Source organism: Ruegeria sp. BF7 (genome assembly GCF_056538605.1).
In genome coordinates this window covers 904,841-931,097 of record NZ_JBQFTM010000001.1, presented here as the reverse complement: position 1 = coordinate 931,097, position 26,257 = coordinate 904,841, and the positions used below count along the sequence as shown (strand labels likewise).

The window sequence follows — 26,257 nt, the reverse complement described above, 5'->3', positions numbered from 1 at the left end:
GATCAGGCCGATGCTTTGGCCAGCGCCTGATCCAGATCGGCGATCAGGTCGTCGGCGTCTTCGATGCCGATGGACAGGCGTACCACGTTCGGCCCGGCACCTGCCGCCTCTTGCTGTTCCGGGGTCAGCTGACGGTGGGTGGTCGATGCCGAGTGGATGATCAGCGACCGTGCATCGCCCAGGTTGGCGACGTGGCTGAATATCTCGAGCGAATTCACCAGCTTGACGCAGGCGTCATAGCCGCCCTTGACCGCAAAGGTGAACAGCGCGCCAGCACCCTTCTTGTACTGCGCCTGAACCCGGTCATAATAAGGCGAAGAGGGCAGGCCCGCATAGGTTACATAGTCCACACGCTCGTCGGCCTCGAGCCAGGCAGCGATTTTCTGGGCGTTCTCCACATGGCGCTCCATCCGCAGCGAGAGGGTCTCGATCCCCAGCAGAGTGTAATGGGCGGCTTGCGGGTTCATAGTCATCCCCAGATCACGCAGACCAATGGCGATGCCGTGGAAGGTGAAGGCCAGCGGGCCGAAGGTCTCGTGGAATTTCAGACCATGATAGGCGGCTTCCGGTTCGCTGAGCGAGGGGAACTTGTCATTCGCCGACCAGTCGAACTTGCCCGAGTCCACGATGCAGCCGCCGGTGACGGTGCCGTTGCCGGTCAGATACTTGGTGGTCGAATGCACCACCAGAGTAGCTCCCTGTTCGATAGGGCGGCACAGGTACGGCGTGGCCGAGGTGTTGTCGACGATCAAAGGGATACCCGCTGCATCTGCAATATCGGCCATCGCACGGATGTCGGTGACGTAGCCGCCCGGGTTGGCGATGGATTCGCAGAACACCGCGCGGGTGTTTTCGTCGATGGCATCCTTCACGGCGTCCAGATCGTCGGTGTCGACGAACTTGGCCGACCAGCCAAAGCGTTTGATGGTCTGGCTGAACTGCGTGACCGTACCGCCATACAGACGGGTCGAGGCCACCACGTTGCAGCCCGGACCCATCAGCGGGAACAGCGCCATGATCTGGGCTGCGTGACCCGAAGAACAGCAAACCGCGCCGACGCCGCCCTCAAGCGTGGCGATACGTTCCTGCAGAACGGCCACGGTCGGGTTGGTCAGGCGGGAATAGATGAAGCCAACCTCTTGCAGGTTGAAAAGGGCGGCCGCGTGGTCGGCATCGCGGAACACATAGGCGGTGGTTTGGTAGATCGGAGTCTGACGCGCACCTGTCGCCGGGTCGGGCCGCGCTCCCGCGTGAATTTGCAGTGTGTCGAAACCGTAAGTCGGGCCGTCAGACATCGTCGAAATCTCCTGTTGGAATGTGTGTTGCTGAATCTCTAGGCGATCCGGCGCGCGCGCACAACAATCCTGTCAGCGCATCCACAGGCCGTTGTTGCGGATCGTGTTGCGAATGGCCTGCTCGCGCTGGGGCAGGTTTTCCCGGTCGAACAGGTCGCGGATCTTGTGGCCCTTGCGTTGCAGAACCAGCTTTTTGATCGGCTCATACCCTTTGAGCACTTTCTTGACCCGGTTGGGGGCCGCGACGGTTTCCAGCACTTCGACCACGTGGTCGCTCTCACGCGCATAGAGCAAAGGGAACAGGCGATAGTGGCAGCTGACCGATCCGTCCAGCAGGCCGGGGGGCAGCGCATCACGCCCGCCACCGAGGGAATGGATGACCAGCGGCAGGGCGGCCTGATCCAGCCAGGGGTCAAGGTTCTGCCCGGCCAACTCAGGGATTTCCTCATCCCGGATCGTGCGGGCATAGTCCAGAAATCGCTCTCCGAACTCGCGCGGGCAGGAATAGAAGAAATAGCCCGCGTTGAAATACAGATACCGTCGCCAGTAATCCATCGGCTGGCTGGCGTCCTGCGAGCTTTCGAAATCCAGCTCAAATCGTCGGTACAAAGCGCTCCAGATGCCATCGAAACCGGGGCCATAGAGCGTCGGCTTGGGCCACGTGCCCTCGACCTTTTGCGAGGCGCCGGGGCGGTCGAAGTCAAACGGCACCGAGGTCAGATCGCCGGTGATCAGAGTATCGCTGTCGAAGAATACGAAGGGTTCGCCTTCGGGCAAGGCCAACAGGGCCTCGATCTTGTTGCCATAGGGATAGCTGTCGCCGAAGACGTGAGAGTCAAAGGGCAGAATCTCGGCATTCAGTTGTCGCAGGGCTTTCAGGATATCTTCGTTTTGGATGCTCGGGTCCTGACGCCAGCGCGACCCGGGCTGAGGGACGGCGACAAATAACCGCCCTGAGAAATTCGGTGAGCTGTGGCGCAAAGAGGCTGCAAACAGCAGGGCCTCGTATTGCAGCCGATTGTTTTGCCCGATGATGACGATGTTGAATTTCGAAGGGCTGGCCTGCATCGGGTGACTTTCACGTATAAGGCCGCTGTTCGGCGCTGCTCGGGTTCTTCTTGACCTACAACACGCCGTAAAGCCCGTCAAAACCAGATACGGGGAATCTTCGGTTTCCCTGCAGCCAGAGGCCGTTTGGGTGCGGTGCATTTGCCGCGAGTCTTCAGAATGCAAGAAAATCGGGCGTAATCGCCTGCGAAACCCGGGGAATCCACCCTGGATTTGCGGTTTTTGGTGATTTTCCAAATTTTACCAATTGATAAAAAATAAGATTGTGGCAAGCTGAGATTATAACAAACATATCTACAGGGAGTAGAGCGATGGCACAGGGCCAGATTGCCCCCGGCATTGTCTCCGGGCGGCTTTCCAGCGATGAGCTGACCTCGAATTTTACCGATCTGCATCCGCCATTGGCCGCGCATGAGGCCGCTGTGGCGGCAGACCGGTGCTATTTCTGCTATGACGCGCCATGTGTGACGGCCTGTCCGACGGATATCGATATTCCGTTGTTCATGCGTCAGATTCAGGCCGGGCAACCCGAGGCGGCAGGTGAGACCATTCTGGCGCAGAACATTTTGGGTGGCATGTGCGCGCGCGTTTGTCCGACCGAGACACTGTGCGAAGAGGCCTGCGTACGCGAAACTGCCGAGGGGGCTCCGGTCGAGATCGGTCGCCTGCAGCGCTATGCGACGGACAGCGTAATGGCTGCAGGGGGCCACCCGTTCGAGCGTGCCGCGCCGACTGGCAAAACCGTTGCCGTGATCGGGGCAGGGCCTGCGGGCCTGGCCTGCGCGCATCGTCTGGCGATGCATGGGCATGACGTGGTGATTCACGAAAGCAAGCCCAAGCCCGGCGGTCTGAACGAGTACGGTATCGCCGCCTACAAATCGACCAATGACTTTGCACAGGCTGAGGTGGACTGGCTGCTGAACATCGGCGGCATCACGATTGAAACCGGTTCGGTTCTGGGTGAGAGCGTTTCTCTGGACGGCCTGGTTGAAAACTACGACGCTGTTTTCCTGTCCATTGGTCTGGCCGGGGTGAATGCCCTGCGCGCGGAAGGGGCCGAGATGGAGGGCGTGCGCTTTGCCGTCGACTTCATCTCGGACGTGCGTCAGGCATCTGATCTGGCGGACCTGCCAGTGGGTCGCAACGTCGTCGTCATCGGTGGCGGAATGACAGCCGTGGATGCGGCGGTGAAATCGAAACTGCTGGGTGCCGAGCATGTGACCATCGCCTATCGGCGCGGCCGCGAAGCAATGGGGGCCAGCCGTTACGAGCAGGATCTGGCCTCGTCGCATGGCGTCAAGATCATGACCAATGTGCAACCCGTTGCCGTTCACGGAAACGGTGCGGCGGCCGAGGTCGAATTGGAGTATACTTCCAGTCACAACGGTCAGCTTGCGGGCACCGGAGAAACGGTCCGCCTGCCTGCAGATCAGGTCCTCAAGGCGATCGGTCAGACACTGGAAGGCGCGCCGGAAGGGCTGAAGCTGGACGGCAACAAGATCGCCGTGACCGGGGCTGGTCGAACCTCGGTGGCTGGTGTCTGGGCCGGGGGCGACTGTGCGGCCGGTGGCGAAGACCTGACCGTGACCGCCGTGGCCGAGGGCCGCGACGCCGCAATGGATATCCACGCAAGCCTGACCGCGTGAAACTCAAAGACACAAAGATGCTGAACTGCATCAGGGAGGCCGGATAAATGGCTGATTTGAAGACGAACTTTCTAGGTATCGAAAGCCCGAACCCGTACTGGTTGGCCTCGGCGCCGCCGACCGATAAGGAATACAACGTCCGCCGTGCCTTCGAGGCCGGATGGGGCGGCGTTGTGTGGAAGACGCTGGGGGCCGAGGGCCCTCCGGTCGTGAACGTGAACGGGCCGCGCTATGGCGCGATCTATGGCGCTGATCGTCGGCTGCTGGGCCTGAACAACATTGAGCTGATCACTGACCGCCCGCTTGAGGTGAACCTCGAAGAGATGGCGCGGGTCAAGGCCGACTACCCGGATCGCGCGCTGATCGCCTCGATTATGGTGCCGTGCGAAGAGGAGGCATGGAAAGCCATCCTGCCGCGTGTGTCCGAGACTGGTGCAGACGGGATCGAGCTGAACTTTGGCTGTCCGCACGGGATGAGCGAACGCGGTATGGGGTCCGCAGTGGGGCAGGTGCCGGAATATATTGAGATGGTGACCCGCTGGTGCAAGCAATACTATGACCGCCCAGTCATCGTGAAGCTGACGCCCAACATCACCGATATTCGCAAGCCTGCCGAAGCCGCCAAGAATGGTGGCGCGGATGCAGTGTCGCTGATCAACACCATCAATTCGATCACCAGCGTCAATCTGGACACGTTCAGCCCTGAGCCGTCGATTGACGGCAAGGGCAGCCATGGCGGTTATTGCGGTCCGGCAGTGAAGCCGATTGCTCTGTCGATGGTGTCCGAGATTTCGCGGGCTCAAGCCACGCATGGCCTGCCGATCTCGGGTATCGGTGGCGTGACCACGTGGCGCGATGCGGCAGAGTTTATGGCGCTGGGGTGCGGCACCGTTCAGGTCTGCACTGCGGCCATGACCTATGGGTTCAAGATTATCGACGAACTGACCGCTGGCTTGTCCAAGTGGATGGATGAAAAGGGCTACAAGGACGTTTCCGAAGTCGTCGGCCTGGCTGTTCCGAACGTGACCGACTGGCAGTATCTGAACCTGAACTATATCGCCAAGGCCAAGATCGATCAGGACCAGTGCATCAAATGCGGCCGTTGCTACGCGGCGTGCGAAGACACCAGCCACCAGGCGATTTCGATGTCCGAGGACCGGGTGTTCGAGGTCATGGATGATGAATGCGTCGCCTGCAACCTTTGCGTGGATGTCTGCCCCGTGGACGGATGTATCTCGATGGTGCCGATGGCGGCCGGAGAGGTCGATCCGCGCACCGGCTTGGAGGTGCAGCCCGACTATGCCAACTGGACAACACACCCGAACAATCCGATGGCAAAGGCCGCCGAGTAAAACAAATTGCAGAATAAGAAAGGTCCGGTGAATAGCCAGTCCTTTGCCGTATGTGTCGCACGCGTGACCACAGGCCTATGGGTTCGTTATTCTATGTCGAGCAAAGCTCCCGGAGATTTCTTCGGGAGCAGAGTAGTGAGGTCCGGTTATGAGACAAAGCAGCCTTGTGCATGAGCAGCTATCGCTGACGCACCACAGCCAGTGCGGCAACTCAGTGTGTGTCACCAGAGCCGACATTCAGAGTGCCATTTTCAGGTGTTTGAAACTGTCCTTTCGCCGCACTCAGGTTCGATATTTGAGGAACGCAATTTTCCCTTCATTCCTAAAACAGCCCGAACTGACGCTGACGGCCCGAAGCCGGTGATCGTGGTGCCGCAGCGCGATCCGCCGGGACGGTTGTCAGCTGTAACTGTGGAATCAAGGGTTGCTCGAACTTTGGTTTTGCGGTTCTGCGAATACCCAACGTTACAGTGATTTAGCCACCAATCTGGTTCATTGTAGCTTGAACCGCATGATATCTTTGAGCGTTGGGCGGATGCGTTCCTAGAAAGCGATCACCAGGATCAGGAACTCGCGCGAAGTACAGAGCACCTTTGAGTGGATCATAGCCCGCATTATAGGCTATTACCGTACCTAGTTGATCAGCTTCCAATTCAAAGTTCTTGGAATAGCTGCGCCCGCCGACAAAAGCTCCCAGATCTTGAGCTGCGGCAATGTCATTCGGTCCAGTCCCGGCTATTGTTGCCAGGCCAGCCAAAATAACTGCACCAGCGGCCGCGTTTTGAGCGCGTCGCGCTAAATGACCTTGAATGTGGTGAGCGGCTTCATGCGCCATAACAAATGCAAGCTCATCGGTATTGTTCACATTTCGTGTCAGCGATTGGGTCATTGTGATCACCGGGCGCCCCGACTTACTTAAACTTTGATAGGCGTTTGAGGGCGCTTGTTTATTTGGATCAATGCGGATCAAAAAATCGCAATTTACGCCCGCAGTGCGGCGGCGGCATTCTTGCTCTGCCACGGGTTCTATTCGAGAGGCGACCTGACGGAATCTTGTTTGTGCATGCTGTGAGCTAACGGGGGCGCTCGCGCGACCGGGGTTTGGTATAGGTGCCGATGGAGGAGTGGTCGTTGATACGCATCCCACCTGCACCAAAATAGCAAATACCAATACAGTTCGCTTCATAAACGCACCTTTCCAACAATTTAGAGTACCGAAATACAGTCCGTATTCTTCGATAAACCAACATTTAAATCCGAGACTAGGGCCTGTGTGAGTTGTTATTCAATAACAGAGGAAATTGTCTCTGGTCGCACCCGGATTTGCTGCCGCTAAAATGGTAAGCACCGCAAATGGCGTTGAAACGAACGGCCAATCGGGCTGCGGACCCCGACACTAACGACCTGAACCGCGACAACAACTGCTATTCCCGCTGCACAACGGCTTGAAACCTATCTGCTTTGCGGCGAAGGGAATGTTTCGAGTGCACACACAATTCAATGGGTGCTTCCGGTATGGGCTCGAAATGGACATTAAGTTCCAAGCTTCACTATCGGCCGCCTGCACCACATACTGTGAAGGGTCGGGTGAACGGCCCCTTATTTAGGGAGTGAGCAGTTTGCGATAGAGTGTGTCGATAAACGGTTCCGCGCCCTCGAACGGGTCCTCGTCGCCAAGAATTGCGCGAACCTGCACATCGAAATCGGCGTAATGCTGGGTCAGCGCCCAGATCGAGAAGATCAGGTGATAGGGATGAACCTGCGCGATTTTGCCGTCGTCCATCCATTGCTTCAGGACCGCGGTCTTCTCATCCACCAGCTGTTTCAGATCCTGCGACAGCGCGTCGTGAATGCGCGGCGCACCCTGGACCAGCTCATTGGCGAACAGGCGGCTTTCACGTGGGAGCTCGCGGCTCATCTGCAGTTTGCGGTGGATGTACGAGAGGATTTCCTGCATCGGGTCGCCAGCCTCATCCAGATCGTGCAGCGGTGCGAGCCAGACGTCCAGCAGACCGGATAGCAAGGCAGTGTGAATCGCCTCTTTCGACGGGAAATAGTACAGCAGGTTTGGTTTGCTCAGCCCGGCTTCGGCCGCGATCTGATCAACGGTCGAGCCGCGAAACCCGTGTGCCGAGAACACATTCAGGGCGGCTTCCAGAATCGCTGCTCGGTTTTTCTTCTGAATTCTGGTTGGGGCGCGATCTTTGGGCATGTTTTCAGGTTGTCTCTTTTTCCGGCAAGCAGGCGCCGTTTATGCCAAAATTATCGACGGCGTCTCGCAATTTCTTGACTGATGACCAACCCGTGATAGCGTGAGTTTGACCAGATGGTCAAATCAAGACACCAAAAGCGAGCCAAATCGCAAACAACAGGGAAGAAGAAAATGGCAGCTCCGGCGCAGAATCTCAGGATCAATGGCGACAGGTTGTGGGACAGTCTGATGGAGATGGCCAAGATCGGCCCCGGCGTCGCGGGCGGCAACAATCGCCAGACCCTGACGGACGAGGATGGCGAGGGGCGCGCATTGTTTCAGAAATGGTGCGAGGACGCGGGCTGTGCCATGGGGCTGGACCAGATGGGAAACATGTTTGCCCGACGTGATGGTACTGACCCCGAGGCGCTGCCGGTCTATGTCGGCTCGCATCTGGACACACAGCCGACGGGCGGAAAGTATGACGGTGTGTTGGGTGTTCTGGGCGGGTTGGAAATTATCCGCACTTTGAACGATTTGGGGATCAAGACCAAACATCCGATTGTGGCGACCAACTGGACCAACGAAGAGGGCACGCGGTATGCGCCAGCGATGTTGTCCTCGGGCGTGTTTGCAGGTGTCCATACTCAGGATTGGGCCTATGACCGCGAGGATGCCGAGGGCAAGAAGTTCGGCGATGAGTTGCAGCGCATTGGCTGGCGCGGCGACGAAGAGGTCGGTGCCCGCAAGATGCACGCTTTTTTTGAATTGCACATCGAGCAGGGGCCAATCCTTGAGGCCGAAGGCAAGGACATCGGCGTTGTCACCCACGGTCAGGGCCTGAGCTGGACCCAGATCACAGTGACAGGCAAGGACGCCCATACCGGTTCAACCCCGATGCCGATGCGTAAGAATGCCGGTCTTGCGATGGCTCGGATTCTTGAGAAGGTGGATGAGATCGCGTGGTCACATGCACCCCATGCGGTGGGCGCCGCGGGGCACATCGATGTGTATCCGAACTCGCGCAATGTGATCCCGGGCAAGGTGGTATTCACGGTCGATTTCCGCTCACCCGAGCTGGACGTGATCACCGATATGGAGAACCGTCTGCGTGTCGCTGCTGAGAGCATCGTCGATGAGATGGGTCTGCAGATCGAGTTCGAGAAGGTCGGCGGTTTCGATCCGGTAGAATTCGATGCAGGTTGTGTGGCAGCCGTGCGCGATGCGGCCGAGCGGCTGGGCTATTCGCACACGGACATCATCTCGGGCGCGGGGCATGATGCGTGCTGGATCAACCGCGTGGCACCGACTGCGATGGTGATGTGCCCCTGCGTGGATGGGCTGAGCCACAATGAGGCCGAGGAGATCAGCAAGGATTGGGCTGCGGCCGGCGCAGATGTTCTGTTTCATGCAGTCGTCGAGACGGCGGAAATCGTAGAATAGGGTCACCGTCCCCGTCGCCGACTGGGTGACTCCCCCGGGATGCTAATGACCAGATAAAGCAAGCGGCACAGACCGCAACAGGGAGATTAAGATGAGCACTGTTATCAAGAACGGGACCGTCGTGACCGCCGATCTGTCTTACAAGGCGGATGTTTTGGTGGAAGGTGGGGTGATCACCGAGATCGGAATGGACCTGAAAGGTGACAAGGAACTGGATGCGACCGGGTGTTATGTGATGCCCGGCGGGATCGACCCGCACACCCATCTGGAAATGCCGTTCATGGGTACCTATTCCAGCGATGATTTCGAAAGCGGCACACGCGCGGCATTGGCCGGGGGCACTACGATGGTGGTGGACTTCGCGCTGCCGAACCCCGGTGAGGGCCTGTTGGATGCCTTGAAGCGCTGGGATAATAAGTCGACGCGGGCGAATTGTGACTACTCCTTCCACATGGCAGTGACCTGGTGGGGTGAGCAGGTCTTCGACGACATCAAGACAGTGATCGAGACGCGCGGCATCAACACCTTCAAACACTTCATGGCCTATAAAGGCGCGTTGATGGTGAATGACGACGAGCTTTTTGCCTCGTTCAAGCGACTAGCCGAGTTGGGTGGCATCGCCATGGTGCACGCCGAAAATGGCGACGTCGTAGCCGAGTTGCAGGCCAAGCTGATGGCCGAAGGCAACACCGGCCCCGAAGCGCACGCCTATTCGCGTCCGCCACAGGTGGAAGGTGAGGCCACCAACCGCGCCATCATGATCGCCGATATGGCGGGTGTGCCGCTCTATGTGGTGCACACCTCCTGCGAAGAGGCGCATGAGGCCATTCGCCGGGCCAAGATGCAGGGTAAGCGCGTGTGGGGGGAACCTCTGATCCAGCACCTGACATTGGATGAGAGCGAGTATTTCCATCAGGACTGGGACCACGCGGCGCGGCGGGTCATGAGTCCTCCGTTCCGGAATAAGCAGCATCAGGATAGCCTGTGGAACGGTCTGCATTCCGGCACGCTGAGTGTTGTGGCGACCGACCATTGCGCCTTTACAACTGAGCAAAAACGCTATGGCGTGGGTGATTTCACCAAGATTCCGAATGGCACTGGCGGTTTGGAAGACCGGATGCCGATGCTGTGGACGCATGGGGTGAACACCGGGCGTCTGACGATGAACGAGTTCGTAGCAGTTACGTCAACCAACATCGCCAAGATCATGAATTGCTACCCGAAAAAAGGTGCGATCCTTGTTGGGGCTGATGCGGATATCGTAGTGTGGGACCCTGAAAAGACCAAGACGATCAGTGCGGACACGCAGCAATCCTCGATCGACTACAACGTGTTCGAGGGTAAAGAGGTCAAAGGTCTGCCGCGCTTTACCCTGACACGCGGTCAGGTGGCGGTGCATGACGGCGAAATCCGCACTCAGGAAGGGCATGGTGATTTTGTGGCCCGTGAGCCCAACGGTCACGTGAACAAGGCGCTGAGCACCTGGAAAGAGCTGACCGCGCCGCGGCCGGTCGAGCGGACGGGTATCCCGGCGACGGGCGTCTGATTGTGCGCGGGCCGTCGTCTGAGCGGCCCAAAGCCTAACCTTTTCAAGGCAATGGAATGAATACTGAAAGCACTACCCAGCCCGTGATCGAGGCAAGGCAACTGGATCTTACTTTCCAAACCAATGACGGACCGGTTCACGCGTTGAAAGACGTGAATCTGACAATCGACAAGGGCGAGTTCGTCAGCTTTATCGGCCCCTCGGGCTGCGGCAAAACCACCTTTTTGCGCTGTATCGCGGCGCTGGAGACACCGACAGGCGGTGCCCTGACCGTCAACGACATGACCCCGGATGAGGCACGGCGGAACCGGGCCTATGGGTACGTGTTTCAGGCGGCTGGCCTGTACCCTTGGCGCACGATTTCCAAGAATGTCAAATTACCGCTTGAGATCATGGGCTATTCCGCAGCCGAGCAGGAAGAGCGGGTAAAGAAGGTCCTGGAACTCGTTGACCTTGAAGGGTTTGGCGGTAAGTTTCCATGGCAGCTGTCGGGCGGGATGCAGCAGCGCGCAAGTATTGCCCGGGCGTTGGCCTTTGATGCCGATATCCTGCTGATGGACGAACCTTTCGGCGCTCTGGACGAAATCGTGCGCGACCACCTGAATGAACAGCTTCTGGCACTTTGGGCACGGACTGAAAAGACCATCGGTTTCGTAACGCACTCGATCCCCGAGGCGGTGTATCTCAGCACCAAGATCGTAGTCATGAGCCCGCGTCCGGGGCGGATTACGGATGTGATCGACAGCCCTCTGCCGAAAGAGCGTCCTTTGGATATCCGCGATACTCCAGAGTTTATCGAAGTAGCCCATCGCGTGCGCGAGGGCTTGCGGGCGGGGCATTCGGATGACTAGCGCAGGGATCAGAGCTGTCTTGGCCGTCTTGACCGTTGTGGCCGTCATTATCCTGTTCTGGTACGCCGCCAGCGTGCCGATGAATATCAAGGGCGTTCTGAACGAATTCGAACGAGCAGGTGAGCAGGTCGATCCACCCAAGGCGGTTGATCGGCGCGACATGAGCGAGTTTGAGCTGGTCATCGACAACCCTTACGCCATCGACGAAACTTGGGAGCAGGACCGACCTCGTCTGCCCGCTCCGCATCAGGTGGCTGAGGAGTTATGGGACACAACAGTCGAGAAGAAGATCACCTCGAAGAGGTCGTTGATCTATCATTCTTGGGTAACACTCAGCGCGACGATGCTGGGCTTTGCGATTGGTACCGGGCTGGGCATCCTGTTGGCCGTCGGGATCGTGCACAGCCGGGTAATGGATCTTTCGGTTATGCCGTGGGCCATTGTCAGCCAGACCATTCCAATCATCGCTTTGGCGCCGATGATCATCGTGGTTTTATATTCGGTCGGCATTCAGGGGATTATTCCCAAGGCGATCATCTCGGCCTATCTCAGCTTCTTTCCGGTTGTAGTCGGCATGGTCAAAGGCCTGCGCAGCCCGGATGCGATGCAATTGGACTTGCTGCGCACCTATAATGCCAGTAGGTCGCAAGGGTTCTGGAAGCTGCGCTTGCCGGCGTCGATGCCGTACCTGTTCACCTCGCTGAAGATCGGCATCGCGGCCTCTCTGGTCGGGGCCATCGTTGGTGAGTTGCCGACAGGGGCGGTTGCCGGATTGGGAGCGCGCCTGCTGGCGGGCAGCTATTACGGTCAGACGGTGCAAATCTGGTCGGCCTTGTTTGCCGCAGCCATTCTGGCGGCCTGTCTGGTCGGATTGCTGGGATTAATTGAGCGGATGGTTCTCAAGCGGATGGGGATGGCGCAATGATCCTTGTTTTCTGTGCAATCCTATTGTGGCTGTTCGGCTGGTGGTTGAATGGGCGTCTGGCCAGCGGGCCTTATGCCGATACGCGGATGGTGCGGTTTGTGGCACCGCTGGTGTTTGGCCTGACCGTGATCGGCATTTGGGAACTGGTGGTGCGCGGGCTTGAAGTGCCGTTGGTCATCTTGCCAGCCCCCTCGGTGATCGCGGTGCGCTTTGGTGGCAGTCTGCCAGTCCTTTGGGCCGACTTCGTGCAGACCATCATCAAAGGCGCGCTCAGTGGCTACATCATTGGCTGCGGAGCGGCTTTTTTGATGGCGATTGCCGTAGACCGCTGGGATTTCCTGCGCCTTGGGTTGCTGCCGGTCGGGAACTTCGTAGCGGCGCTGCCGATTGTGGGCACGGCGCCCATTCTGGTGATGTGGTTCGGATTCGACTGGCACTCCAAGGCTGCCGTGGTCGTGGTGATGGTTTTCTTCCCGATGCTGGTGAACACCGTGGCGGGGTTGCGAGAGGCCACGGCCATGCAGCGCGACCTGATGGAGACCTATGCGGCGACCTATTGGCAGAGCTTTATGAAACTCCGTCTACCAGCCGCGATGCCGTTTGTTTTCAATGGCCTGAAGATTTCTACCACTCTGGCCCTGATCGGCGCTATCGTGGCCGAGTTCTTTGGTTCGCCAACCCTGGGTATGGGGTTCCGGATCTCAACCAGTGTCGGGCAACTCTCGCTGGATATGGTTTGGGCCGAGATCGTCGTGGCCGCATTGGCTGGGACGGCGTTCTATGGGGTTGTCGCAATGATCGAAAAGGCGGTGACCTTTTGGCACCCGTCACAACGCGGATAACAAGACTTCAACAGACCCCGAAAACGGGGCACCAACAACAACCAGGAGATATGAAGATGAACAAGTTACTCAGCGGGGCGGTCGCCGCTTTCAGTCTGGCAGCCAGCGCGGCGCTTGCGGCAGATGAGGTGACCTTGCAGCTCAAATGGGTCACGCAGGCACAGTTTGCGGGCTATTACGTGGCTAAGGACAAGGGGTTCTACGAAGAAGAGGGGCTAGACGTTACCATTTTGCCGGGTGGCCCCGACATTGCTCCGACGCAGGTGATCGCGGGTGGCGGCGCCGATGTGACTGTTGAGTGGATGCCTGCCGCTCTGGCCGCGCGCGAAAAGGGTCTGCCGCTGGTCAACATCGCGCAGCCGTTCAAAAGCTCAGGCATGATGCTGACCTGCTGGAAAGACGCCGGGATCTCCTCACCCGAGGATCTGAAGAACCGCACGCTGGGCGTTTGGTTCTTTGGCAATGAATTTCCCTTCATGAGCTGGATGAGCCAGCTGGGTATCGACACCGGTGGCAAAAGCGAAAGCGGTGTCGAGGTTCTGAAGCAAGGCTTCAATGTCGATCCGCTGCTGCAGCGTCAGGCCGATTGTATCAGCACCATGACCTATAACGAGTACTGGCAGGTAATCGACGCTGGCGTCAACCCGGACGAACTGGTGACCTTCAAATATGAAGATCAGGGCGTCGCCACGCTGGAAGACGGTCTGTATGTTTTGGAAGAAAACCTCAGCGACGCAGCTTTCGCTGACAAGATGGAGCGCTTTGTTCGCGCTTCGATGAAAGGCTGGAAATATGCCGAGGAACACCCGGACGAGGCCGCCGATATCGTGCTGGAGAATGATGCCACCGGTGCCCAGACCGAAGAGCATCAGAAGCGCATGATGGGCGAGATCGCCAAGCTGACCGCCGGTTCGAACGGTGCGCTGGACCCTGCGGATTTCGAGCGCACGGTGGGCACATTGCTGGCCGGTGGGTCTGATCCGGTGATTACCAAGCAACCCGAGGGTGCCTGGACGCATCAGATCACGGATGCTGCTCTGAATTAATCCAGCCCCAATCCGGAAACATGCGCGGTCCCAATCGGGGCCGCGTTTTCTTTTTCAGATGTCGGAATCGTGTCTGTACTTGGTGCGTAGGCAGGTTAGTATTATCCTGAAATCAGGTGCAATTCATACGATTAGTCGAAATACAGGAATAAAATGCAGGGATTTGCATCAGAATTCAGTTCAGCCTTGTCTTTGATCCTCCAAGGGGATGCAGAGCTGTGGGCGATTGTGCTGTTGTCCTTGAAAGTTTCAATCTTTGCGGTCCTGATTTCGGCTCTGATTGGTATGCCCGTGGGGGCCGCGCTGGCGGTCGCGCGTTTTCCGGGGCGGCGGGCGCTGATAGTGCTGATGAACGCCTTGATGGGGTTCCCGCCGGTTGTTGTGGGTTTGCTGGTCTATCTGATGCTGTCGCGCACGGGGCCGTTAGGTGTTCTTGAGCTGCTTTACACGCCGACCGCGATGATCATAGCGCAGGTGGTTCTTGTCACGCCAATCATCGCGGCGCTGACCCGGCAAGTGGTCGAGATGCTGGCCGAGGAGTACTCGGAACAGCTGCGTTCGCTGGGCGTGTCCCGGCTGGCCTCGGTACCGGTGCTGCTGTGGGATGCGCGGTTGGCGCTGGTGACTGCACTGCTTGCCGGGTTTGGCCGCGCGATTGCGGAGGTCGGGGCGGTAATCATCGTTGGCGGCAATATCAACCATGTGACCCGGGTGATGACCACGACCATCGCTCTTGAGACATCCAAGGGCAATCTGGCGCTGGCATTGGCGCTTGGCGCCATCCTGATTGGAATTGCCGTAGCGGTTAACGCCATAGTCAGCTCGCTTAGCCTGCGGGCCGAGCAGGAGGGTTTGCGCCATGCGTGATCTGGTTTCGGAAATGGCTAGCTGCCTGTCGGTGGATGGAGTGCGGATCACCCGCAAAGGCAAGGTACTGCTGGACGTGCCGCACCTGGCGCTTGATGGGCCGGGGCCGACCCTGATCCTTGGGCCGAACGGGTCCGGTAAAAGTCTTCTGCTGCGTTGCCTGCACGGGCTGATCGTGCCTGACCGCGGGCAGGTCAGACAGGATGAGGTGGCCCTGAACGCCGAACACAAGGCGCGGCAGGCGATGGTTTTTCAACAACCCGTGTTGTTGCGCAGGTCGGTTGCGGCCAATCTGGACTTTGTTTTAAAGCGGCAAGGTCTGCCCCGAAGCGACCGTAAAGCCCGTATCGAAGAGCTGCTGGCCGAAGGTGGGCTGGACGGTAAAGCCCGGCAATCAGCGCGGTCCCTTTCCGGGGGCGAGGCACAGCGGCTGGCCATCTTGCGCGCCCTTGCTTTGGATCCTGAAACGCTGTTCCTGGACGAACCCACCAGCGCGCTGGATCCAAACGCGACGCAGATGATCGAACAGATGGTCCTGCGCGCCTCGACCTGCGGAGTGCGCATCGTCATGGTCACACATGACATCGGGCAGGCTCGGCGGTTGGCCGCCGATATCGTAATGATGCAGGGTGGCCATGTGGTTGAACATGGGGCGGCCAAACAGATACTTGATACCCCTGAAAGCGACGCCTCACGCCGGTATTTGGCTGGTGGGCTGGTGACTTAATCAAAAAAATATGGAGATCGAAATGATCCGGAATATTGTTCGGGCAGCATTGGTAACTATTGGCCTGACCGCAACGTCAGTCAGCGCCGAAGAACCGTTTATCGTCGTGCAATCGACAACATCGACCCAGAACTCGGGCCTGTTGGATTACATCCTGCCGGGGTTTGAGGCCGAGACAGGCATCGACGTACGTGTCGTTGCGGTTGGCACCGGTCAGGCGATCCGAAACGCGGTCAACGGCGATGGTGATGTGTTGCTGGTGCACGCAAAACAGGCCGAGGAGCAGTTCGTCGCTGATGGTTGGGGCGTTGAGCGGTTTGACGTGATGTACAACGATTTTGTCCTCGTCGGGCCAACATCGGACCCTGCAAAGGTGAAAGGTGGCACAGATATCGTAGCGGCTCTGAGTGCCGTGGCCGAGGCCGAGGTGCCATTTGCGTCACGTGGTGATGATAGCGGAACCCACAAGGCCGAGATGCGCTTGTGGGGAGTAGCGGAAACTGATCCGACCAAGGCCTCGGGCGAGTGGTATCGTGAGACGGGCTCGGGTATGGGTGCGACCTTGAATGTGGCCAGCGGGATGGACGCCTATGTCCTGACAGATCGTGCGACTTGGCAGTCCTTTGGGAATAAAGGCAACCTTGAGGTTCTGGTAGAAGGTGATCCGCGCTTGTTCAATCAGTATGGCGTTATCCTTGTGAACCCAGAAAAGCACCCGCGCGTGCGGGCGGCCGCCGGGCAGAGGTTCATCGACTGGCTGATCGGCCCGGACGGGCAGGCGGCAATAGAGTCATACAAGTTTGATGGTGAGCAGCTGTTCTTTCCCAACGCCAAGTGACCGAGGCTAACCGCTTGCGCCATTGTGGTGGACCGTGCCCAGACCGGACAGATCATACCCACCGAATTCGGTGGCGCGGGTAGTAAAGCGGTCCGATTGCACGAACCCAAGCAGTTTGAGCATCGGGTCATCGAAATAGGCCCGCCGCCAGATCGCAAGGTCCAGGCGTTCGGAATGGGTTGGGGTAAAATTCAGATCATAGAAACCCGCCAATGCGCCCAGGCCGAACCCGACCTCGGCCTTGCCGTCATGCAGGGCTATGGCCAATTCCTCTTCGGTGCGGGCGCACGTGGGCAGGGCGTCCAGGTCCTCGCGCGACAGGCCATGGATCTCGAGTTGTGTGTCGAACAGCCGTTGGCTTGCGGCACTGTCCTGACGCAGGATCACTCGGCGACCCTTCAGGTCTGCAAAGCCAGAGATACCGGTCACACCGGGGGCCAGCAGCAACCCGCGCTGTCTGTGTGCTATCTCGTACAGAACAACCGGGGCTTCACCCAGCGTGTCACGCAGGGCTTGTGTGTTGAACCCGTCGTCTTCGTGTATATGCAATGCGGCGGCTTGTGCGCTGCGATCCTTCAGGCGATTCAGGCCATCGAACGAACCGTCGTAATAGGTGGCCAGTCCCGAACCGCTTTCGCGCAAGGCCCAGTCAAGCAGCGGATCGTGGCTACCGGCGACAATAGGGGGCAGGGGCGGTTCGGCCACCTGTGGTCCGGATCGAGAGGCGTTCAGCCACGCGATGACCTCGGCCCGGGGAAACAACAGTTTGCCCATGGCGCGGACGCAGGGCACCTCGCCGGAGGAAGCCAGATCATAAGCCTTGCGCTCACCAATGCGCAGCAGGTCGGCCAGTTCTTTGGTCGTCAGATATTCGGACATTCAGTCGAGCCGCACCGCCGCACCAGAGCCCGCGTCAGCGGCGCTGAACCCGATCTGTTGCAATGTGAAGGGCGCGGCGACGGTGATTGCGACCATTGCGGCCACAGCGGCAAGAAAGGCTTTCATTGGTCTCCTCCGGTTCCGTTTTCCGGTGCTGTCGCACGGCGCAGAAAAGTGATCAGGTCGTCCCGGTCGCTGGCCTGCGTGATCCGCTGCATCGGCATTTTTGACCCCGGTATGTAGTGGTCTGGCCCCTGATGGAAAAGGGCGTTTATCGTTTCGTCATTCCAAATGATATCAGAGTCTTGCAGCGTGTCCGAGTAGAAATATCCCGGCAGCGTGCCAGCCTTGCGGCCAAAGATGCCATGCAGGGTTGGACCAGCGCGCCGTTGCCCGTCGGGCGTCAGGCTGTGGCAGATCGAGCATTTGCGGGCGAACTGTCGCTCTCCGTTGCTCATCTCATCAGGGTTTTTCAGAAAGCTGGGTTCGGCGGCGGCCATCTGCGTCTGGTCGCCAAGCGCGGTGACGGGCCAGCTGTACATCGCCTCATCAAGACCGCCTGCGTGCAGGTTCTGGCCGTCGGGCGAAAAGGCCAGCGCCCAGACTGGCCCGCGCAGGGTGGCGCGGAAATCCTGCGCGATACGCCATTCGGCGGTGTCGATCACCATGATGTAGCCCTGACCATCGCCCACAGCCAACAGGCTGCGATCTGGGTTCAGCGCCAGGGCCAGAATAGGGCGGCGGTCGAGCGTAAAGTCCCGCACATCTCCGGTAATCAGGTCCAGAATGCGCGTGACGCCATCCACGGCGCCATAAGCGATCCAGTTGTCTTGGTCGTTCAGAACCAGTTCGTTAATACCAAACCCATGTTCGACCAGTCGCTGGATTTCCTGCCCGGTGGCTACATCCCAGGCCCTCAGCGTTCCGTCCATGTCTGCCGAATACAGCGTCGCGCCATCCGGGGAGAACGTCACGGCGTTCACGCCGCTGTCCGCCTCAAGCACTTTCGGGGCCGATCCATCCTCGGGCCACAGACCAATCGTGCCGTCCCAGCTGGCAGTAGCCACGTGTGTTTTCGAGGCCGCAAGCCCCACGATCTTGCCCTTGTGCTGGCCGACAATCTCTCCGCCCGGCCAGCGGCGCAAAGTGAAGTCATCTCCGGCCGAATAGATCGCGCGCCCGTTGAAGGCGACAGAGTTGACGGCGGCCTCGTGCCCCTCCAGCCATTCGGGCGTGCGGTCCGACCAAAGACCAACGGAATTGTCGAAACTGGCAGTGGCGATCCGCCCGTCGGGCGCAGCGGCGATTCCCATGATCGGCCCGCCGTGGCCCTTGAGCGTGAAAAACTCGGCCAAGGCGGGCAGGGGAGCCAGCGCCAGTGCCAGAGCCAGCCAGCGCATCTATTCGGCGGGTGAGGCCGCAGCCTTGCCAGCCTCTTTTTCCTGCACCTCTTCCAGCCACAGCGAGTGATGCTCGCGTGCCCATTGCTCTTCGACCTCGCCCGAGCCCATCGCATCGAACGCGCCTTCCATGCCGACCGAGCCGAGGTAGATATGGGCGATGATGATGGCGATGAATACATAGGCGACCATCACGTGCCACACCTGTGCATACTGCATCTCTTCTTGTGGTGACATCTGCGTTGGCAGGTTCAGACCCAGCATCTGAGGAATACCGGTGGAGTTGGCGATCTCGAAAGTCTTGGCAAACATAGGCAGCTCGAACGGGAAGAGCAGAGACAGGCCCGACAGGCTGATCGAAACGCCCAGCAGGATGCAGGCCCAGAAGATAACCTTTTGGCCCGCGTTGAATTTCCTGGCAGGCGGGTGGCTGCCCTTGGTGAACAAGCCTCCCCCGGCTGCCAGCCATTTCAGGTCAGTCCGATTGGGGATATTATGGGCGATCCAGTTCACGGTGACGATGATCAGTCCCAGCATAAAGGACCAGGCCAAATTGTTGTGCAGCCATTTGCAGCCTTGTGCGATGGTCGCCAAACCTTCTTTCCCTAAGATCGGGATCAGGAAATCCCGGCCATAGAGGGTCAGCAGTCCAGTTACCCCAAGTACCAGGAAAGATCCGGCGAACAGCCAGTGTCCGAAGCGTTCAAGGCCATTGAAACGGGTGACTGTGCGGCCGGTCTTTTCTCCGTCTATGCGAATTTTCCCGCGGATCAGGAAGAACAAAGCGATGATGGCGATCATCCCGCCAAGAATATAGGTTCCATATTCACGCAGCGGCCCAGTGCGGAAGTTCAGCCACCACATACCGCCATCCTGAATCAGAACCCCCGCTGCGGGTCCTTTGGACGAAACGGTGGTATCGGCCGAGCCATAACGTATGGCGCGGTAAACATCGCTGTCAGAGGCCACGCCGCGTGTACCCAGTTGCCCTAAAAGGCCCTCGGCATTCCCCTGTCCGGTGTTATCCGAGCGGTAGCTATTGTCGACCTTTTCACCCCGTTGGCGGGCCAGAATGTCTTCCAAAGTGGTTGCGCCGCCGGTCGTGCTGCGGTCAGATTCCTGAGGGATGTCCACACTTTCCTGAGCCCAGGCGAAACTTGTAAGAAAAAGGGGGATCAGCAGCATTTGGATCAGGCGCATCTGTCGAATCTCCTGTGTCGTTCGTGTTTACCGGTCAAAGCCGCCGACTTGCTTGTGAAAAGTCGCACCAACGGGTGTAAGCGCTGCGCGCAGGTCTTCTTTTGCGGGTCCGTAAACGTCTAACTGGGTCGGTGTTAGAATTGCTAGAAAACGATCGGCGAAATTTGCCCCGAAGTTCTGCATATGGATCATCGCGTCATCGGAACTGGCGTAACGTTCAAAGATGTGAACAGCCGATCCGCTGCGATGCCATTCATAGGATTTTGCGCCGCTTTCCTTCAGTGTTGCCTCTACCATTTCAGCCATCAGCGCATCGAAAGTGATATCCTGATTTGCCTGCAGGTCGAGTTTCAGCAGCCAATAAACATCTGAAGTCATAGAAGGTTCCTCTCGGACACGTCACGCCTACATATGCTCGGCCAACAGGTTGTGACCGGGCTTAGGCGACCCCGTGGCTGACACCGCGGAGCCGCCATTTTTGAACGGAGTTAACCGTCTTTTTGGTCGTAGGCCGTGCCCCAACCCCATGCGCCCGAGCCAAATCCGCGTGCAACAACTCGCTCGCGGTAAATAGCCGAGACCACATCACCGTCTCCGGCGAGCAGGGCCTTGGTGGAACACATTTCGGCGCAGAGGGGCAGTTTGCCCTCGGCGATCCGGTTGCGACCGTATTTGGCGAACTCTGCGGTCGAGTGCGTTTCCTCGGGACCACCAGCGCAGAAGGTACATTTGTCCATCTTGCCGCGCGATCCGAAGTTGCCCGCCTGCGGATATTGTGGCGCACCGAACGGGCACGCGTAGAAGCAATAACCGCAACCGATGCACAGGTCCTTGGAGTGCAGGACGACCCCTTCTTCGTTCTGATAGAAGCAGTCGACCGGGCACACCGCCATACAGGGCGCATCCGAGCAATGCATGCAGGCAACCGAGATCGAGCGTTCGCCCGGATTGCCGTCATTGATCGTCACCACCCTACGGCGGTTGATGCCCCATGGGACCTCGTGCTCGTTCTTGCACGCGGTGACGCAGGCGTTGCACTCGATGCAGCGTTCAGCGTCGCAGAGAAACTTTGCTCTAGCCATTATCGTCCTCCTTACGCTGCCGAGATTTTGCAGAGAGTCGCTTTGGTCTCCTGCATCTGGGTTACCGAGTCATAGCCATAGGTCTGGGCGGTGTTTGAACTTTCACCCAGAACGTAGGGATCGGCACCTGCGGGGTATTTCTCCCGCAAGTCCTGACCCTGGAAATGGCCGCCAAAGTGGAACGGCATGAAAGCCACTCCGGCACCGACCCTGTTGGTCAGCATCGCCATCACCTTGACCTTGCCGCCTTCGGGACCTTCGACCCAGACCTGTTGCCCGTCACGGATACCAAGGTTGTTGGCGTCGCGGGGATTGATCTCGACGAACATGTCTTGCTGCAGCTCAGCCAGCCACGGATTTGACCGCGTCTCATCACCGCCGCCTTCATATTCGACAAGACGACCTGACGTCAGGATTATTGGGTAATCCTTTGAAAAATCGTTCTTTTGTATCGAAGCATAAAGGGTGGGCAGGCGGTATGCCTGACGGTCCTCGTAGGTCGGATAGTCCTCCACCAGATCGCGCCGGTTCGTATAGAGCGGCTCGCGATGCAGTGGGATCGGATCCGGGAAGGTCCAGACGACCGCGCGGGCTTTGGCGTTCCCGAAGGGCGCGCAGCCATGCTCGATCGCGACCCGCTGGATGCCGCCGGACAGGTCTGTTTTCCAGTTGGTTTCAGGTCCTGCAACAGCGTCGATGGCCGCGCGTTCCTCGGCCGTTAGATCGCCATCCCAACCAAGGTCCATCAGCATCTGCATCGTGAATTCGGGATAACCATCCTGAATTTCCGACCCGGCGCTATAGACCCCTTCGGCCAGCAGGTTGTCGCCATCGCGTTCCACGCCAAAACGGGCGCGGAAAGTCAGGCCGCCTTCGGCCACCGGTTTGGACATATCATAGAGATTCGGTGTCCCCGTATGACCCATTTCCGGCGTTCCCCAGCAAGGCCAGGGCAGACCATAATACTCGCCGTCGTTTGGTCCACCAATGGCTTGCAGCGTGGTTCTGTCGAACGTGTGCTGGTTGGCCATGTGGCTTTTCAGACGTTCCGGCGACTGACCAGTATAGCCGATGGTCCAGAGGCCCTTGTTGAACTCACGCGTGATGCTTTCAACATTCGGGGTTTCCGGGTCTTCCATCTCGATATTGCGGAAGAATCGATCCGCCCAGCCGAACTTGTTGGCGAACTTGGCCATGATGACTTCGTCCGGCAAGCTTTCGAACAGCGGATCAACCACCTTGTCGCGCCATTGCAGCGAGCGGTTCGACGCTGTGACTGAGCCACGGGTTTCGAACTGCGTACAGGCGGGCAACAGATAGACGCCATCGGTTCGGTCATGCAAAACGGCGGAAACGGTGGGATACGGGTCGATTACGACCAGCATGTCCAGCTTCTCCATCGCCGTCTTCATCTCCGGCCCCCGTGTTTGCGAGTTCGGAGCGTGACCCCACAGAACCATGGCGCGGACGTTGTTGTCCTGATCCATGTTGGCCGGATCTTCCAGAACACCGTCGATCCAGCGCGAGACCGGGATGCCGCGCTCGTTCTGTAGCGGTTTGTCCTTGCCTTCCTTGTCCTTGATCGTGGCGAACTGACCCGCCAGCCATTCGGAATCTTCACCCCAGACACGACCCCAATGACCCCATGCCCCTTTGGACAGACCGTAATAGCCGGGCAGGGTGTGGGACAGAACACCAAGGTCCGTCGCGCCCTGCACGTTGTCATGGCCGCGGAAGATGTTGGTGCCACCACCCGAGGTGCCCATGTTGCCAAGCGCAAGTTGAAGCACGCAGTAGGCGCGGGTGTTGTTGTTGCCGTTGGTGTGCTGAGTACCACCCATACACCAGATCACCGTACCAGGACGGTTGTTGGCCATGGTGCGGGCCACGCGGCGCAACTGCGAACCGGGAGTGCCGGTGACGCGCTCGACCTCGTCCGGGTTCCACTTGGCAACTTCTTCACGAATCTGGTCCATGCCCCAGACCCGGGTTCGGATGAACTCTTTGTCCTCCCAGCCGTTATCGAAGATATGCCACAGAATACCCCAGACCAGAGCAACGTCGGTGCCGGGACGGAAACGGACATATTCATCCGCATGCGCCGCCGTGCGCGTAAAGCGCGGGTCGCAGACGATCAGCGGGGCGTTATTCTGCTCTTTCGCGCGCAGAACATGCAGCAGCGAGACGGGGTGTGCCTCGGCCGGGTTGCCGCCAATGATGAAGATGGCCCGCGAGTTATGGATGTCGTTGTACGAATTGGTCATGGCGCCGTAGCCCCATGTGTTCGCAACACCCGCAACGGTGGTTGAGTGGCAAATACGGGCCTGATGATCCACGTTGTTCGTGCCCCAATAGGCGGCGAACTTGCGGAACAGGTAGGCCTGTTCGTTGTTATGTTTCGCAGAACCCAGCCAGTACACGCTGTCCGGCCCGGATTCTTCGCGGATGCTCATCATACCGTCGCCGATCTCGTTGATCGCCTCTTCCCAGCTGATGCGCTTCCACTCGCCGCCTTCCTTTTTCATCGGATATTTGAGGCGACGTTCGCCGTGGGCGTGCTCGCGGACCGAGGCTCCCTTGGCGCAATGTGCTCCCAAATTGAACGGGCTGTCCCAACCGGGCTCTTGCCCGATCCAGACGCCATTCTGCACTTCGGCGACGACTGTACAGCCGACCGAGCAGTGGGTGCATACGGATTTGATATTCTCAACGGCCTGGTTTGCGGCTGTCTGGGCGCTGGCAGGCGTCACGGTTCCACCCGTGGCGCTGATCGCGGCGAGGCCGCCGATCGTCAGGCCCGAGCCACGCAGGAATGCGCGGCGATCGACGGTTTTTTCGCCGACCTGGGACAGGATACTTGTCCGCTGGGGGCGTCTCGCAACCCCGTTGGTCTTTTTCCTTAGCATTGGTTTCCTCCCTTGCTCGCCATGTAAGCCATGGCTGGCTTGGTACTGTGAGTGCCGACATCAGGGCCAATCGCAACCGTCCGTCGGGTAGGTGACATCGTCCGGTCAGAGAACCGGGCGCAGTCGAGGCGGCTTAGAAGCGCGCGCTGTCCAGGTAAGCGCGGGTATGCGCTGTGTCCTGCATGCGGGTTTCATCCGTGGGCAGCTCGGCTGCTTCGGCTTGACCGCTCAGGCTGGCGGCGGCGACGGCAGCGGGCGCTGCCGTTCCGGCCAGTTTGAGGAAGTCGCGGCGTGTGGCGCCTTCTTCCTTGGTCTTGCTCATGGGATCCTCCTTTCCCAATTGCAGTTTAACGCCCCTAAAGACGTTGGCGAATGACAGCGCTTCACGCTGTCGTCATTCGGAATGCCTCGCGCTCGATCTCCATGAATACCCGTCCGGCCGTGCCGACCGAAGCATAAAGAACCGATGCATCGGCAGCTTCCAAATCCGAATAGAAATGCATGGCCCAGGGGCCGATATGCTTGTTCCAGAACGCTTTCTGTTCCTCCAGAGAGGCAGGAGTGCCGAAACGGCCAACGATCATGCCCGCCATCATCTCCATCAACGATGCGATATTGTCCTCGGGTTCGAATACGTTCTGTGCCCGCGTAATTCCGCGTGCAGCCATGTCGTTGCGCAGTTGGGCTAGTGGTTTTTCGTTTAGGAACCCGGTCAGGTAAAAACTAGCATAAGGCAGTAACTCACCACGCCCCAGCCCGATGAACAAGGCGTTGAACTCCCGCTCGGCCGCGGCAGGCTTCGTGACCTTGGCCACGCGCGCCATCGCCTGAATGGCCTGACCCAAGTCGGTACCATCTCCAGTCAGACTGGCCACCTGATCCAGCAACATCTGATCCGGCGGAACCGCCAACAGCAGCCCAAGAAAATTGTAGAAATCCGCGCGCAGGCGATCTTCGGCCGAAACATCCATTTGTTGCGCGTTGCCTGCGGTCATGGGGCTATCCTTCGAACTCAAATTTCATGCGGCGCGGGGTGGGGGGCAGATCAACTTCTTCAAGGTCTTCAGGCTCTGCCATGACGACCGGTTCAGGCGTTGGCTCCTCGACCACCTCTGGTTCCGGTTCCTCAGTGAGGCATTCTGGCTCGATCTCTTCGGCTTGTGCCGCCAGTGCCTCGATATGGGCCAACATGCCCTTTCCGACCTGATAGGCAGTGGGGATGTTTTCGATCACGCAAGCCGCGTCGGTAAAATCCTCGCCATAATCAACCAGCCCATCCACATTGGCCAGCACCGGGTTCAGTCGCCACAGCCTCCGCAATGCGCGACGGCGCAGACGGTCGGGAACTGCCTTGGCCATGAAGCCTGAGACATCATCGCCTGCCTGCAATTCGTCCGGGTCGGGCAAATTGAACTCGGCCAGAATCTCGGCATCGGATTTCTGCTCCAACTCGGCTTGCTGGGTAGCAAGTACCTGTTCTTCAACCGCGATGACCTCGGCTTCGGCTTCGGCCTGCACCGCCGCTTTGCGACGGGACCAGAAATCGCGGGCCTGCGTCATTGCACGATCCTCCGCGGGGCGCGGTAGACATCCGAGTCCTGACGGATACGCGCATCTCCTTTGCCGTCCTCGACCAGATCGGTGCGTTTCTTGTCACGGCGACGTTTGACGAAAATCTCTTCGCGGTGATGTTCCAGAGCGAAATCCCGGACCCATGCGATTAGCCCTTCGGTCATCGGAATCTTCTCGACAATCTCTTCGCCGGTATCTGCGTAGTCCTGCCCTTCGAATGGAGATGCAGTGACAAGCACCGCATCCATCGGGCGTTCACCATCCAGCGCGTCACGCAGAACCAAGTAGATTGAGGGCTGACCGTCGGAGAGGTTGACCATGTAGGCCTCGGTTTCATCAACCCAGAGGGTCAGGGGGAGGGTAGCGGCGTGATACTCCACAGCCTCGCCTTCGCGGCGCAGTTCCTGCCAATCGGCAGGCCCCGCACCGGGCAACACTGCAACGGCGCGCCAGTTCCACTTCGCCCAGCGGGTGACACCGGGTGTTTTGCGCACGACGACGCCGATTGGCATTTCAATCTGGCTTGCGGCCTTCGCCACTTAGTCCTCCCCGGAAGGTTCTCCCCTACCTTCCACTGCGTC

General features: G+C 58.9%; 26 protein-coding genes. 11 read left to right on the top strand and 15 right to left on the bottom strand.

Features of this window, described 5'->3' with window-relative positions; translation table 11 throughout:
* Positions 1-2 precede the first annotated feature (2 nt).
* Together ACR0IK_RS04660 and ACR0IK_RS04655 are read right to left on the bottom strand one after the other, a co-directional pair.
* Entirely contained in the window at positions 3-1,295 is a 1,293-nt protein-coding gene (locus tag ACR0IK_RS04660; RefSeq protein WP_480640616.1) for an O-acetylhomoserine aminocarboxypropyltransferase/cysteine synthase family protein, read from the bottom strand.
* Positions 1,296-1,367: 72 nt separating this feature from the next.
* Entirely contained in the window at positions 1,368-2,363 is a 996-nt protein-coding gene (locus ACR0IK_RS04655) for a hypothetical protein (RefSeq protein ID WP_480589685.1), read from the bottom strand.
* A 311-nt stretch (positions 2,364-2,674) separates the two neighbouring features.
* On the opposite strand from ACR0IK_RS04655, the gene ACR0IK_RS04650 reads away from it, so the two are divergent.
* Both ACR0IK_RS04650 and preA read left to right on the top strand, forming a co-directional pair.
* Complete coding sequence (locus ACR0IK_RS04650) at positions 2,675-4,009, top strand: NAD(P)-dependent oxidoreductase (RefSeq protein ID WP_480640615.1); 1,335 nt, start codon at positions 2,675-2,677, stop codon at positions 4,007-4,009.
* Between the two features lie 47 nt (positions 4,010-4,056).
* The gene (gene preA / locus ACR0IK_RS04645) at positions 4,057-5,361 is read left to right on the top strand and encodes an NAD-dependent dihydropyrimidine dehydrogenase subunit PreA (RefSeq protein ID WP_480640614.1); all 1,305 of its coding nucleotides are present in this window, start codon (positions 4,057-4,059) and stop codon (positions 5,359-5,361) included.
* Positions 5,362-5,836: 475 nt separating this feature from the next.
* Here preA and ACR0IK_RS04640 read toward each other — a convergent pair whose 3' ends face one another.
* Together ACR0IK_RS04640 and ACR0IK_RS04635 are read right to left on the bottom strand one after the other, a co-directional pair.
* Positions 5,837-6,382, bottom strand: coding sequence for a M48 family metalloprotease (locus tag ACR0IK_RS04640; RefSeq protein ID WP_480640613.1), 546 nt, complete (start codon positions 6,380-6,382; stop codon positions 5,837-5,839).
* Between the two features lie 582 nt (positions 6,383-6,964).
* The gene (locus tag ACR0IK_RS04635) at positions 6,965-7,573 is read right to left on the bottom strand and encodes a TetR family transcriptional regulator C-terminal domain-containing protein (RefSeq protein ID WP_480640612.1); all 609 of its coding nucleotides are present in this window, start codon (positions 7,571-7,573) and stop codon (positions 6,965-6,967) included.
* Positions 7,574-7,744: 171 nt separating this feature from the next.
* Between ACR0IK_RS04635 and ACR0IK_RS04630 the strand changes: the two genes are divergently transcribed.
* The 9 genes from ACR0IK_RS04630 (at position 7,745) to ACR0IK_RS04590 (ending at position 16,637) form a co-directional block, all read left to right on the top strand.
* Positions 7,745-8,995 (top strand): Zn-dependent hydrolase, encoded by a 1,251-nt coding sequence (locus ACR0IK_RS04630; protein ID WP_480640610.1) that lies wholly within the window; start codon positions 7,745-7,747, stop codon positions 8,993-8,995.
* A gap of 91 nt (positions 8,996-9,086) precedes the next feature.
* Positions 9,087-10,541 carry a dihydropyrimidinase gene (gene hydA, locus ACR0IK_RS04625; RefSeq protein WP_480640609.1) on the top strand — a complete coding sequence of 485 codons (1,455 nt, stop codon included), beginning with the start codon at positions 9,087-9,089 and terminating at the stop codon, positions 10,539-10,541.
* A 56-nt stretch (positions 10,542-10,597) separates the two neighbouring features.
* Positions 10,598-11,392: an ABC transporter ATP-binding protein gene (locus ACR0IK_RS04620; protein ID WP_480640608.1), complete on the top strand. Its 795-nt coding sequence runs from the start codon at positions 10,598-10,600 to the stop codon at positions 11,390-11,392.
* Between the two features lie 7 nt (positions 11,393-11,399).
* Positions 11,400-12,317, top strand: coding sequence for an ABC transporter permease (locus ACR0IK_RS04615; RefSeq protein WP_480640784.1), 918 nt, complete (start codon positions 11,400-11,402; stop codon positions 12,315-12,317).
* Entirely contained in the window at positions 12,314-13,159 is an 846-nt protein-coding gene (locus ACR0IK_RS04610) for an ABC transporter permease (protein ID WP_480640607.1), read from the top strand. Before ACR0IK_RS04615 ends, ACR0IK_RS04610 begins: the two co-directional genes overlap by 4 nt.
* Before the next feature lie 56 nt (positions 13,160-13,215).
* Complete coding sequence (locus tag ACR0IK_RS04605) at positions 13,216-14,205, top strand: ABC transporter substrate-binding protein (protein ID WP_480640606.1); 990 nt, start codon at positions 13,216-13,218, stop codon at positions 14,203-14,205.
* Between the two features lie 153 nt (positions 14,206-14,358).
* Positions 14,359-15,072, top strand: coding sequence for an ABC transporter permease (locus ACR0IK_RS04600; protein ID WP_480589696.1), 714 nt, complete (start codon positions 14,359-14,361; stop codon positions 15,070-15,072).
* On the top strand, positions 15,065-15,799 hold the full coding sequence (locus ACR0IK_RS04595) for an ATP-binding cassette domain-containing protein (RefSeq protein ID WP_480589697.1): 735 nt from the start codon (positions 15,065-15,067) through the stop codon (positions 15,797-15,799). The genes ACR0IK_RS04600 and ACR0IK_RS04595 overlap by 8 nt, the downstream gene beginning before the upstream one ends.
* Positions 15,800-15,821: 22 nt before the next feature.
* Positions 15,822-16,637, top strand: coding sequence for an ABC transporter substrate-binding protein (locus ACR0IK_RS04590; protein ID WP_480589698.1), 816 nt, complete (start codon positions 15,822-15,824; stop codon positions 16,635-16,637).
* A gap of 6 nt (positions 16,638-16,643) precedes the next feature.
* Here the strand turns inward: ACR0IK_RS04590 and ACR0IK_RS04585 are convergent, their stop codons facing one another.
* The 11 genes from ACR0IK_RS04585 to ACR0IK_RS04535 all read right to left on the bottom strand — a co-directional run bounded on the left by ACR0IK_RS04585 (position 16,644) and on the right by ACR0IK_RS04535 (position 26,215).
* On the bottom strand, positions 16,644-17,516 hold the full coding sequence (locus ACR0IK_RS04585; protein WP_480640605.1) for a substrate-binding domain-containing protein: 873 nt from the start codon (positions 17,514-17,516) through the stop codon (positions 16,644-16,646).
* On the bottom strand, positions 17,517-17,642 hold the full coding sequence (locus ACR0IK_RS04580; protein ID WP_480640604.1) for a hypothetical protein: 126 nt from the start codon (positions 17,640-17,642) through the stop codon (positions 17,517-17,519).
* Positions 17,639-18,916 carry a c-type cytochrome gene (locus ACR0IK_RS04575; protein ID WP_480640603.1) on the bottom strand — a complete coding sequence of 426 codons (1,278 nt, stop codon included), beginning with the start codon at positions 18,914-18,916 and terminating at the stop codon, positions 17,639-17,641. The genes ACR0IK_RS04580 and ACR0IK_RS04575 overlap by 4 nt, the downstream gene beginning before the upstream one ends.
* Positions 18,917-20,116, bottom strand: a complete 1,200-nt coding sequence (locus tag ACR0IK_RS04570) for a formate dehydrogenase subunit gamma (RefSeq protein ID WP_480640602.1) — start codon at positions 20,114-20,116, stop codon at positions 18,917-18,919.
* Positions 20,117-20,143: 27 nt separating this feature from the next.
* On the bottom strand, positions 20,144-20,494 hold the full coding sequence (locus tag ACR0IK_RS04565; RefSeq protein ID WP_480640601.1) for a putative quinol monooxygenase: 351 nt from the start codon (positions 20,492-20,494) through the stop codon (positions 20,144-20,146).
* A gap of 110 nt (positions 20,495-20,604) precedes the next feature.
* A complete protein-coding gene (fdh3B, locus tag ACR0IK_RS04560) occupies positions 20,605-21,198 on the bottom strand; it encodes a formate dehydrogenase FDH3 subunit beta (protein ID WP_170324620.1) in 594 nt (197 codons plus the stop codon).
* A gap of 11 nt (positions 21,199-21,209) precedes the next feature.
* Positions 21,210-24,104: a formate dehydrogenase subunit alpha gene (locus tag ACR0IK_RS04555; protein ID WP_480640600.1), complete on the bottom strand. Its 2,895-nt coding sequence runs from the start codon at positions 24,102-24,104 to the stop codon at positions 21,210-21,212.
* Positions 24,105-24,237: 133 nt separating this feature from the next.
* Entirely contained in the window at positions 24,238-24,426 is a 189-nt protein-coding gene (locus tag ACR0IK_RS04550) for a ubiquinol-cytochrome c reductase iron-sulfur subunit N-terminal domain-containing protein (protein WP_142634359.1), read from the bottom strand.
* A 61-nt stretch (positions 24,427-24,487) separates the two neighbouring features.
* A complete protein-coding gene (locus tag ACR0IK_RS04545; RefSeq protein ID WP_480589704.1) occupies positions 24,488-25,099 on the bottom strand; it encodes a TorD/DmsD family molecular chaperone in 612 nt (203 codons plus the stop codon).
* A 4-nt stretch (positions 25,100-25,103) separates the two neighbouring features.
* On the bottom strand, positions 25,104-25,664 hold the full coding sequence (locus ACR0IK_RS04540; protein ID WP_480640599.1) for a DUF3306 domain-containing protein: 561 nt from the start codon (positions 25,662-25,664) through the stop codon (positions 25,104-25,106).
* Entirely contained in the window at positions 25,661-26,215 is a 555-nt protein-coding gene (locus ACR0IK_RS04535; RefSeq protein ID WP_480640598.1) for a DUF3305 domain-containing protein, read from the bottom strand. The genes ACR0IK_RS04540 and ACR0IK_RS04535 overlap by 4 nt, the downstream gene beginning before the upstream one ends.
* Between the last annotated feature and the right edge of the window lie 42 nt (positions 26,216-26,257).